Genomic DNA, 11648 nt, shown 5'->3' on the forward strand with positions numbered 1-11648 from the left:
CTGAGGATCCGTGAGACCGATCGGTGGTGATCAACTCGCTCGGCCCATACCCAGTGAGATTCCGCCGTCGACAACCAATTCTGCACCGGTGATGTACTTGGCGCGGTCGCTGACCAGAAAGAGCGCAGCATGCGCGACATCCCATGCCTCGCCCATGCGTCCCATGGGCACCTGGGAGTCACGCTTGCTCCACATCTGTTCGATGTCGGTGCTGCTGTACGCGTCGGTGATTCCCGCGACGCTCTCCACCATCGGCGTCTTGATCAATCCGGGCAACACGGCATTGACCCGGACGCCACGGTCGGCGAATTCGGCAGCCGTGGTGCGTGATAGGTGGTTCAATGCGGCTTTGCTGGCGTAGTAGCCGGCATATGCGACACCGCTCCACCGGATGCTTGCCACCGACGAGATGTTGACGATGCTTCCGCTGCCGTTGGCAACCATGGCCGGGATGACATGGCGCATCGTGTTGAACGCGCCGTCGAGGTTGACCTTGAAAACGCGTTCCCAGTCCGCTGGATCGACGTCGGTGACACCACCGACGGCAGCGATTCCGACGTTGTTGTCGAGAACGTCGATGCGGCCGTGCTGATGAAGGATCGTGCGGACGGCATCGGCGACATGGCTCTCGTCGGTGATGTCCAGGGTCAGGACGGAGGCGTCGTTACCTTCGCCGCGAATCATTTCGGCTGTTGCCGTGGCTGATTCGGTGTCGATGTCGGCGCAGATGACAGTGGCACCTTCCCTGGCGAAGGTGATGGCTGTCGCGCGGCCGTTTCCCAATCCTGTTCCGATGCATCCGGCTCCGACAACGACGGCGATCTTGTTTTCCAACTCGTTCATGTTTTTCCTTCTCGTTCAGATCGCGCGATCGGCCTTGGTCCAAAATCTCTGTCGGACATCTTTTTTGAGTACCTTGCCATTGACGCTGCGTGGCAGGCGGTCGACGAAAATCACCTGTTTGGGTGTGCGCACGCCCCCCAATGACGCCCGGCACAGGGCGATGATCTCGTCTTCGCCCGCGTCGAGGCCGGGTTTGAGTTCGACGACTGCAGTGACGCGTTCGCCCCAATCGTCGTCCGGGGCCCCGACCACAGCGCAGTCTTCGACCGCCGGATGGCCCCAAATCACCTGCTCGACCTGGCCGGGGTAGACGTTGAAGCCCCCGGTGATGATCATGTCCTTCTTGCGGTCCGTCAGGTGGAGATAGCCCTTGCCGTCTAAGCGGCCGAGATCCCCGGTGTGCAGCCACCCATCCTTGATCACGTCGGCAGTCTTGATCGGGTCCTTGTAGTAGCCCTTCATCACCAGGTCACCGCGCACGCAGATCTCGCCGGTCTCGTTGCTTGCCAGTCGCTGCCCGGTCTCGGGGTCCTTCACTACGACGTCGACCAACGGATAGGGTCTTCCACACGAAGACAATCTGTCGTCGGACGCGATGTGGCCGTCGACGATGTGTTCCTCGGGTCGAAGAAAGCTGATGGCTGCAGGCGCCTCCATCTGGCCATAGCACTCGATGAAAACCGGCCCCAATTGCTCTATGCCCAAACGCAGTTTCTCGCTCGACATCGGAGCGGATGCATACAGCAGATAACGCAGAGTCGAGGTGTCGACCGTGCGGTCGGACAGAACATCGAGCAATCGGTAGACAACGGTCGGCGGCAGGAAAATCTCCGTCACACCGTATGTCTCGATCGCGGTCAGTATGAGATCCGGTGCAGCACGCTCTATGACGACGACCGTCCCGCCTCGAGCGGAAGTCTGCAGAGTCAGAACTCCGGCGGTATGGGTCATCGGGGCCGCCGCGAGGTTCACCACCGACTCGTGTGCGTCGTAGCTGAGCGCGAGCATTTGGTGGATCACCATCACCGAGAAGCTTCGATGCGTATTCATCACACCCTTGGGCTCACCTGTGGTTCCTCCGGTCGGCGATACTGCGATGACATCGTCCATGCGGTAGTCGATGTCGGGTGGGGTCGACGGATGCTCAGCGATCCAATCAGCGAGATCGAGTGCTTCCTGGTCATCACCCAGCGCGATCAGGGTGAGGCTGGTGCCGAGCTGTCGCAAGTGATCCACCTGAGCGCGCAACGAAGGATCGTAGAACAAGACTTCGACATCGAAACGCTCCAGCAGGGTTGCTGTTTCGGCCACGGGATTCGCCGGATTGAGCGGAACCCACGCGCCGCCTGCTCGCCAGACGCCGAGCACACAGATCCATGCCAGCGGCGCGTTCGGCGAGAGCACCGCGACCGCGCTTTCGCGTTGTAACCCCATGTCCAACAGGGCATTGGCGATACGACAGGACATCTCACCGGCGTCCTGGTACGTCCAGATCTCTGTGTCGGTTCGGTAGGCGATGGATTGTGGTCCAGCACGCCATCCGCGGTCGAAGAAGTCGATGATGGCCATCGGTTATATACCTTTCAAGATGATGACGGAGGTCACGGCTTCTTCGCCGCGGTGAAAACCGCCGCCGTTCTCGGCCAATGCGATTCGGGCACCGTCGACCTGTCGGCGACCTGCGCGGCCGCGAAGTTGATCGGTGAGCTCGAAGACCTGACCGAGCCCCGTGGCACCGAGGGGGTGGCCCTTGGATTCGAGGCCGCCGGAGGGATTGATCGGGATGCGGCCGCCGATGCTGGTGTCGCCGCGTTCGGCTGCCGCTCCGCCCTCGCCGGGTGGGACCAGTCCGAGCATTTCGGATTGCAGGACCTCGGCGAACGCTGTCGCGTCGTGCACCTCCGCCACATCGACCTGGTCAGGTCCGATGCCGGCCTTGTCGTATGCGCGTGTGGCGACATGCTGTGTCAGGTGCCCGTCGAACGTGGTGGTGTCTCTGTCCGCGCCTGTACCGACCACCGTGGCCAGTACCTCGATGGGATATTCGGTGTGTAGCCGCGCGAGTCCTGCATCGCTGCACACGATGACCGCTGCGCCGCCGTCGGTGACCGGTGCGCACATCGGGACAGTAAGAGGATGTGACAGCCGCCGTGCAGCGAGAACGTCCTCGACAGACAATGCGCGGCGGTAGTGCGCCCGGGTGTTGTCGACGGCGTGCGCGTGGTTCTTGGCGCTCACTGCCGCGATCTGTTCCGGCGTCGAGCCGTAGATGCGCATGTGGTTTCGGGCCATCGCGGCGTAGATGTCCATGAAGATCGACCGGTGCCCGAGGTCGGGTTCGTCGAGATCACCGCCGAGCTCCACCAAGGTTCGTTCGAGGGAAGCACGATCGGTGACATCGAAACCCGCATCGAACAGCGACATAGTCTTCTGCGGATCCCCGATGTGCATCTTCTCTGCGCCGACGGCCAAGGCCACGTCCGCCTCGCCCGCACGAACGTGTGTCACCGCCAGATTGAATGCGGATGCACCTGTTGCACAAGCATTTTCGACATTGTGCACGGGTATCGTGCCGATGCCCATTCCGCGCAGAGCGATCTGTCCGGATATTGTCGCTTGGCCTTCGAGGAACCCGTGGGCGGCGGACGCATAGAACGCCACATCGATCATGCCGATGTTGGCGCTCACGCCGGCATCGCGGATCGCGTCACTGATTGCGAGCCTGGCCAGGTCGTGATTGGACCTGTTGGGGTGTATTCCGAAGGGCGTCATCCCCACTCCGGCGATCCATACTCGTGAATTCATGTACTTCCTTCGCGGTGAACTTCGATGCGACTGCGACTACGAATCGATCGAGATCAGCTATCTGAGAGGGGCTTTGGCGGTTTCGGGAAGGAAAAGGTAGACGGCTGTACTCACTGCTGCGACCGACGCGATGTACCAGCCGAAGCGCTCGGCGTGCCCGATCTCGACGAGCCACGTCGCGAGGTAGGGGCCGGTTCCGCCGAATACCGCCACAGCCAAGGCGTACGGGAAGCCGATGCCGGAGCTACGCAGCCGGGACGGAAAGAGTTCGCTGACGATCGCGGCGCTGATGCTCGCCCATGCCGCGATGAAAAGCAGGCCCGTGATCTGAACGAACAGCAAGCTCCCCATGGTGGGTTGCAGGGACGACAGCAGCGGGATCGTCGCGACGGTGAAGAACAGCCCGAAGGTGATGAGAAGGGGTTTGCGACCGACCCGGTCCGACAACGCACCGAACAACGGCAGTGCCAGCAGGAAGATCGTCAGGGAGATCACGCCGGTGATCAGGCCCTTCTTCACATCGAAGCCGACCGTGATGCTCGCGTAGGTCGGAAGGTAGGCGGTCCACACGTAGAAGACGAGAGCTGGTGCCGCGGTGAGACCGAAGATCTGTAGAGCCGCTTTGGGGTGCTCGCGGAAGAAGTCGAACATGCCGACACGGGCGCTCTTGGGCTTGTCGATGACGTCCTCGTGCAGGGTTTCCTGGGCGTGCCGGCGTACCCACAGTCCGACCATGGCTGCAACAGATCCGAAGATGAACGGTATGCGCCACCCCCAGGAAGTCATGTCTTCGGATGAAAGCGTGGTAGCGAGAAGGGCGCTGAGGCCGATGGCAGTGAGGTTGGCCGTGGTCGCGCTGATATACAGAACGCTCGAGAACAGACCGCGTCGACCGGGTGGAGCCGACTCGACGACGAATGCCGAGCCGGCCGCATATTCGCCACCTGCGGACGCGCCCTGGATGATTCGGGCGATCAGCAGGATGATCGGTGCCGCGATTCCGATCTGTTCGTAGGTCGGTACAGCGCCGATCATCAGCGAGCCGATCCCCATGCCGACGATCGTTCCGCTCAGCGCACGTCGTCGGCCGAATCGATCGGCGAGAACACCGATGACCAGTCCACCCACGGGTCGCGCGAAGAAGCCGACCGCGAAGATCGCGAGCGTCGACAACAGCGGGACGAGGCTGTCTTCGCTCGTCTTGGGGAAGAACTGACCCGCGAAGTAGATCGCGAGGATCGAGTAGATGTACCAGTCGAACCACTCGACAGCATTACCGACCGACACGGCCACGAGCTGACGGGCTCGGTTCGGCGGCTTCACGAGGACAGGTCTGGTCGAGCTGAGTTGTTCTTCGGTCACAGTGATCTCCGGTACGCGATGGCAGCCTCGATGGCCGCTGGTGGCGTCGAGCGGCGGTGCTGCACGACGCCACCAACTATGCGATCCAGATCACACCCAAAACTACGGACAGGGATCCAAGGTTAGGCAGCACAGTTCGTAACTGGCTACGAAGTAGCGATGTCGACGGATCGAAGCACCCACGACAGTTCGACCACCGTGTCGGTGTCCGACAGTGATCTGCCGGTGAGTTCCTCGAACCGCGCAAGCCGGTACCGCAGGGTGTTGACGTGCACGTGCATCGCATCGGCGGCACGGGGGATGCTGCGGTTGTGTTCGAGAAAGGCTTGTACCGCCGCGATGATGGGTGCGGCCGCGCCGCGCGTACTGTGCAACGGATCGAGGTACCGCGTACGAAGAAACGCGGCGAGTTCGGAATCCATCGGTACCCCTAGTCGCCAACCGAGCTTGTCGAGGCTCGCTACCCCCACTTCGGTCGGAGCAGTCGCGTCGAGCACCCGCCGGGCAACGGAGAACGCGTGATAAAGATGAGCCGGCGTGGTCGCTGGGCCGACAGCGAGGACAACATCGTCGATCGCGTCCGGCACTCGCGGCAGCAACCCGAACAGCTGCTGGCCCGTGGGCACCACGATGCACACCTCACCTCGATAGCGCTCGGCGATGACTCGTTGAAGTGTTGTCGAACCCGCGGCATCCGTTCGGCGAGTGATGAACGGGACATACGATTCTTCGGGGTCGAGGCCGAGCACGGCCATCCCGCGGTCGAGGGCCTCAGCCGCCATCGGTCCGTCCAGCAGCGACAGCAGTGCTTCGTCCCTGAGACGTTGTTCGGCGAGGTCGCTCGCCACGCCGTACTGCCGGTAACTCGATGCTGCCTGGGCCGAGAAGACATCACCGAGCTTCCACAACACACGCGTCAGCCGAACCACTTCGGATCCCTCGATCTGCAGCTCTGCGGCGAGCTCCATGAGGCGGTCCTGAATGCAGGAAATCGACACCCGAAACCCGGCCATCACATCCTCGATCGGCACCCCGGCGCGCAGCCTCTCCTTGATGGAGGTGTCGGCTTCCCAGATGTCCGCCATTTCGGGCACTGTGCCGTTCCGGAGCGTGCGTACCGCCCGGCGTAGATTGCGTTCAGCTGACGCGGCGATCGCAGCGTCGGAAACCGCAGCGTAGGCCGCAATCTCCTCACGGACGCGCCGCACAGTGGGGCCGACTACGTGCTCGTCGACTTCCAGCGCTCTCAACAGCGCCGAAGTAGCACGAGGCAGCGTCATTTGTTCATGATCGCGGACGGCCCGGGAGGCGGGAAACGTATGCGCGTGATCGGTGCACGCCGGTTCGGGGCGCTGCCGTAGCCGAGCCCCTACGCCGATCCGAACCGTGGTGGGTACAGCTCGTAAGTCGGCAATCCGGCATCGGCAGGGACAATTTCACGTACCCCGATTCGATTGCGCAACACGCCGATCCCCTCGGCTTCGAGTTCGACAACATCTCCCTGATTCATCCACCGACCCTGTTCGAGTCCGCAGCCTCCACCGACGGTGCCGGTAGCGATGAATTCGCCGGGAACGACATCCTCGCAGTAGCTCGACCATGCGAGGACCTCTTCGAAGGAGTAGCTGGCAGCACCGGCGGCACCGCTGGCCCACACCTCGCCGTTGACTCTCGCGGTGACGGCAAGTTCGTCGACGTTCACTTCGTCGAAGGTGAGGACCCCTGGTCCGATCACGTTGGCGAAATTCTTTCCCTTCGCGGGACCCGTCTGAGCACTCATCTCGAATACCTGAATGTCTCGAGCGCTCACGTCGTTGAAGATCGAGATGCCGGCGATATGCGATGCCGCAGATTTCGCCGAAATGTTCCGGCCACCTTTGGCTACGAAGAAACCCAGTTCCAGCTCGAAATCGAGTTGATCACTGTAGGCGGGCCAGGGGATGGTGTCCTCGGGCCCGTAGATGGCTTCGTGATTGCAGTTGTAGCTCACCGGGAACTGGAGCAGCGGTGGCGGTGCGTCTCGGCCGAACGAGCCTGTGTAATGGTCGATGTGGGTCAGGTAGTCGCGCACTCGGCGCGGTCGTGGCACGGGAGAGAGCAGTTGTACGTCAGCAAGCGTTCTGGTCACCGGCTGCAGCTGCCGCGTCGTCGTCTCGGAACCCTCGGCCAAGGCCGATTCGACCAGCCGCTGTCCTGCCTCCAGTCCGCGTGGCCCGCTCTCGAAAAATGGCACCATGGAACTGAATTCGGGTCGGACTGCAGTCGGCTCGAAGACTTCGTTTGCGCGAGCGAGGTCTACGACGACCTCACCCGATACCGCTCCCAATCGAGCTTCGCGGCCGTCACTGTAAGACACCAGCAACATAGGTTTGTATCCTTTCTTCGGAATGCGATGTAGCGGACGAGGGTGCTCAGGTGCTTTCGGCGTCGATCATCGCGGCCACCAACACCGCAGTCTCGTCCCCGTCGTTCCTCCAGCCGTGCATACAGCCCTTCTGAACGAGCAGATCGCCTGGCTGGAGCACGACGTCCCGGTTCTCGGTGAGCGCAGTGAGCTGTCCCGACACCAGCACCATGTAATTGAGCGTGTTCGTACGGTGCATCGAGGGATGCTTCGCGCTCTGGAGATATTCGCGATCGGGAACAACATCGCTGGCAAGTGTGTCGTGCATCGCCAGTAACTCGTCCACGTTGCCTTCGTTCTTCTCACCCGGCTCGACCTTGAGGACCCGAAAGATGGATCCGGTGTCCGGCGGCTCATGGACAAGGGTGTCGCTGACCGTGTCCTCGATGCCGCTCACATCGGCAGGTGTCTCGCTACTGACCCAAACGTCTTTGGCCGATGCCTGACCAGGAATGATTACCGACAGCACGTCGTAGCTGTCCTCGATGAGAACGTCAGAGGTGCCGTCCGACCTCGCACCCATCACATACCGTTTCATGGAGAACACCACCCATCCGTTCGTTGCAGATCACGTATCGAAATATCGACGTCACTCGGACCGGGTCGACAGCTGCGCAACCGAACCCGAACCCGACGCGAAGGCGCGAACTTCGATGCCGCGAACTCGTACTAATACGACACCGATATTTGCGCTGTGTCACTGTTCGCGGACCCAACACAGAGCGACCCAGTTCGTTCCGCGGGACAGAGCGAGGCCTTGCAGGCTAACGATGCCTCGGCGAGGATGTCCGAAAGTGTACTCAGCCAGACAGCACGTAATAAAGCGGCAGTGAAGAGCGAAACATGTTGCCGCACAGCATATGCAGACGTTCACCCGGCATAGATCATTATCGGCAATCGTTATCGTTGAGCTGCTGATCGTGGTGGAACTCAGCAGACGAACGGTGTCTGCGGTCGATAACGCCGCTGCTGCACAGCAGATCGCTGTCAGTCGGTTCCGCGCACAATCCGAAGGCTTGGCGAGCTTTCGACCCGCGGGTCGGAGGGCAGTTGCATCCATGGCTCGACACCGACCACGCTGGGCCGTTGGCTAGCAGGGAGGATGTCGGTGAACAGTACGAGGGTGTCGCCGCGCTTCGTGGCGGCCGGTGTGATCACGCCGTGGTGACCGAGCTGGTGGGCTGCGGCCGCGATGTTTTGGCACACTTCGTAGGCGCTTCGGTCGTTCGTGTCAGATTGAAGCTGACCCATGGTCACCTGAGCTGAAGCCCGGCCGCGAGCGGAACGTAGATCGAGAATCTCGGTGACGTCGACCTCGACTGTCACGAGCACTCGTGGACGTATCGACGCTGCCATTGCGGGATCGTCGACAGGATCGACGAGGTGTCGATACGCCTCGACAACGACTGAATCCTTCGGTCTGCCCAGGTACAGGACGGGAAACGCGTCTGCGGTGCCCCATCTGCCTCTGGCGGAGCGACCATCGACTGCTTCGCGCGCAAAGCGGGCTGGGACATGCCGCTGCCATTGCCCTTCCACCGACACCAGCGGAGCCTCGGCCAATCTGGCGGGAAGTGAGTCCATTTCACATACCTCCCGCGACCCAGCGGGCCTGGTCCAGAACTTCGTCGATCTGACCGTCGATCAAAAGGTCGATTGGACGTTGCATGTCGAGGTTTCGGTTCCGCGCGTGCAGCCAGATGTCTATGCCTTCGTCCGTGTAGGAGTCGGAAAGAATTTGGACGATGGTGTGCAGATCGAGCAACCGCACGACGGACTTGCCTCGTGGAGAGTTTTGCCCGTTTGCCCAGTTTTGTACTGACCGGGTTGCGGCGCCGACAACCTTGCCGAGCTCGGCTTGCGTGATCCCCGTGCGGGTGACCTCTTCGATCACCCGGATATATGTCAACGATCCCGAGGTTTCGCCGCGGCCATCCTGTCGCCGCTGTGTGTCGGTCATCGTGCGGTTCCTCCTGAGGTCATCTGTCGAGTATGCACCAACTGATTCATAGTTGCGCGCTACTTGCGTAATGAATTGCGTGTTCTCTGTCGTATCTCGTGCTACCGTGGTTGCACCGATGGAAGGGTCAGCCATGACAGAGGTCCTGATACGAGCGTCCGGCCAGGACGCGCCATTTCTTCACAGGCTCTTCGGCCTCGACGGGGTACGCCGCCGTGCGGGGGTGCCCGACCGCATCGTCGTCGACGCACACTCCGCATCGAAGACACCCGCGTTCGGCGAAATCGCCCGCCGAGCCGGGGTGCCCTTTTTGGTCGATCCCCAGACGTTTTTCCTTCAGGACATTCAGCACGAGGGACATCCGTGGGGAAAGCTACCTTTCGGTGATCACGCCATCTCGACACCGTCAGAGGCAGCTTCGCCTGCGCGCCGAGATGCGCTGATCGAGAAGAGCATCGAGTACCAAGTCGAGCACGGCGCAACCTCGATCATCGCGCCGTACGTTCACATGGAGAACGCGAATAGCGGGTGGCTCGACGTTCAAGCAGCGCTATGGACCGGGACCCGACGCTACCTCGACCAGAACGCGATCGCCCTGCCCGTTATTGCCGTCCTGGCCGTCGGCTGGCGACTGCTCCACCCAGTGCAGGGACCGAAAGCGCTTGCACACGTCATGGCTGCCCTCGACGTGTTGGCACCGAACGAAGTGGCGCTCGCTGCTTCGAAAGTCGCGGCGGGGGTCAAGCCCGGTGACCGCTTGATGGATCTGATCACGACGACCGAGTGGATCAGGCGCTCGTATCCTGTCATTGCGTGGCAACAAGGGACTTACGGTGAAGTGTGTTCGGCAGCAGGAGCACTCGGATACGAAACAGGGGTGGGGTGGCGGGAAAGGTGCGACCTCCCGTCGGTCATGAGTTCATACCGCCGGCCACCCAGTGGGGATGGCTTCGGCCGTAGACCTGTCTACATCACTGCGCTGGGTCGGAGTATTCCAGCGGCCACCATCAGCGCCCTTCGATCGGACCGCACCTTGTGGCCGCGACTGATATGCGCTGATGCCGATTGCTGTCCCCCCGCTGGTGCTGCTTTGCTCTCGGATGCTCGAGCCCACGCCGTCGCAGCACGGGTTGCCGCGATGTCGCACCTGTCCGCCATGGGACGTCCGGTCTGGAAGTGGCGGGAGCTGGAGACGAAAGCTGACAAGGCGCTGGACTTGGCCAACCGGATCAACAGGGCGAACGAATCTCTCGGACTTGCGCGGGTCGATACTTCTCCTATGACCGCTATCCAGCATGTCGCGCATCTACGCCGTCTGGACGGGCGCAGTCGGCGCGCTGCATGAGTCACAGACCATGAGAGGTTCGAGTCTCGAGGTTGACACCTACGTCGAGGTCTTGGCATAATCGCAAGCGCAAGCCTCTGGGCATACCGGCCGTTCGCGGTGCTGGACCCCAGGGGCACTTTTTTTGCGGCCGGTATGGTTCCGGGTGTGTCAGATCCCGCCGCGCTCGATCTGCAGAGGTTGGTCAGCCCTGCGAAATTCGCGCCGTTTCTCCGATATTCGCAGTCTCCGGAGCAGGCGAAACGCCTGTACATATGGAATGTAGAGCTGTCGGAGTGCTTCCTGGGTCCGATCGCGTTGGTCGAAGTGGCGATGCGCAACCTGATGAACGACGCGATGTGCACCCACTTCGGCGTCTCACCGGCCACCGGGTGGCACACCTTGGCCTTGGGGGATCATCCTCGTATTCACCTACTACCGCGTCATCTCGACCGACTCAACCGTTCGGTAAACAAGCTCAATCGACATGGCAGCTCCTCCCCCACAGGCGACGATGTTGTCGGTGCGACGACACTCGGGCTCTGGGTGTCCCTGGTCGACAAAGGCATAGCCCGTACAGATGGAGGGCGGCTGGACTACTACCAGCGCCTGTGGCTTCCGTTTCTCCACAAAGCATTTCCGGGCTACAGCAACCCTCGTAGACCTGGACCACTTCGCGATGCACTGAGCAAGTTCGAGAGGCTACGCAATCGCGTCGCACACCACGAGCGCATCTACAACATGGACGCAGCCCACCAAATCGAGAACATCATCACCCTTGCCACATGGCTCGACGCCGATCTGGGACGGTACATCGAGAAATCGCACTCGGTTCACGACTGTATTGCTGCCAGAGCAAACGCCCTGAGCAACGGCGACTGCCGTCTATGAACTCCAGCCTCGGCTGGTCACCTGCCCACTGCCTCCCCTGCCGAACTGTCGGTGAGCGG

General features: G+C 61.6%; 11 protein-coding genes. 2 read left to right on the plus strand and 9 right to left on the minus strand.

Going from position 1 to position 11648, the window contains the following annotated elements:
• Positions 1-30: 30 nt before the first annotated feature.
• The 9 genes from O4220_RS00160 to O4220_RS00200 form a co-directional block, all read right to left on the minus strand.
• Positions 31-843 carry an SDR family NAD(P)-dependent oxidoreductase gene (locus O4220_RS00160; RefSeq protein ID WP_269601549.1) on the minus strand — a complete coding sequence of 271 codons (813 nt, stop codon included), beginning with the start codon at positions 841-843 and terminating at the stop codon, positions 31-33.
• Positions 844-858: 15 nt separating this feature from the next.
• Positions 859-2412, minus strand: coding sequence for an AMP-binding protein (locus O4220_RS00165; protein ID WP_269601550.1), 1554 nt, complete (start codon positions 2410-2412; stop codon positions 859-861).
• 3 nt (positions 2413-2415) lie between these two features.
• The gene (locus tag O4220_RS00170) at positions 2416-3648 is read right to left on the minus strand and encodes a thiolase family protein (protein ID WP_269601551.1); all 1233 of its coding nucleotides are present in this window, start codon (positions 3646-3648) and stop codon (positions 2416-2418) included.
• Between the two features lie 57 nt (positions 3649-3705).
• Complete coding sequence (locus O4220_RS00175; protein ID WP_269601552.1) at positions 3706-5010, minus strand: MFS transporter; 1305 nt, start codon at positions 5008-5010, stop codon at positions 3706-3708.
• Positions 5011-5156: 146 nt separating this feature from the next.
• On the minus strand, positions 5157-6290 hold the full coding sequence (locus O4220_RS00180) for a PucR family transcriptional regulator (protein ID WP_269601553.1): 1134 nt from the start codon (positions 6288-6290) through the stop codon (positions 5157-5159).
• An 89-nt stretch (positions 6291-6379) separates the two neighbouring features.
• Complete coding sequence (locus O4220_RS00185) at positions 6380-7375, minus strand: fumarylacetoacetate hydrolase family protein (RefSeq protein ID WP_269601554.1); 996 nt, start codon at positions 7373-7375, stop codon at positions 6380-6382.
• Between the two features lie 46 nt (positions 7376-7421).
• Positions 7422-7952, minus strand: a complete 531-nt coding sequence (locus O4220_RS00190) for a cupin domain-containing protein (protein ID WP_269601555.1) — start codon at positions 7950-7952, stop codon at positions 7422-7424.
• A 449-nt stretch (positions 7953-8401) separates the two neighbouring features.
• Entirely contained in the window at positions 8402-8998 is a 597-nt protein-coding gene (locus O4220_RS00195) for an RES domain-containing protein (protein ID WP_269601556.1), read from the minus strand.
• A 1-nt stretch (position 8999) separates the two neighbouring features.
• The gene (locus O4220_RS00200; RefSeq protein ID WP_269601557.1) at positions 9000-9374 is read right to left on the minus strand and encodes a DUF2384 domain-containing protein; all 375 of its coding nucleotides are present in this window, start codon (positions 9372-9374) and stop codon (positions 9000-9002) included.
• 133 nt (positions 9375-9507) lie between these two features.
• Here O4220_RS00200 and O4220_RS00205 point away from each other — a divergent pair, with 133 nt between their 5' ends.
• Positions 9508-10719, plus strand: a complete 1212-nt coding sequence (locus tag O4220_RS00205; protein ID WP_269601558.1) for a hypothetical protein — start codon at positions 9508-9510, stop codon at positions 10717-10719.
• A 147-nt stretch (positions 10720-10866) separates the two neighbouring features.
• Positions 10867-11589 carry a CAAX protease gene (locus O4220_RS00210; protein ID WP_269601559.1) on the plus strand — a complete coding sequence of 241 codons (723 nt, stop codon included), beginning with the start codon at positions 10867-10869 and terminating at the stop codon, positions 11587-11589.
• Positions 11590-11648: the final 59 nt, after the last annotated feature.

It is taken from the genome of Rhodococcus ruber, from assembly GCF_027270735.1.
Classification (GTDB): domain Bacteria; phylum Actinomycetota; class Actinomycetes; order Mycobacteriales; family Mycobacteriaceae; genus Rhodococcoides; species Rhodococcoides rubrum_A.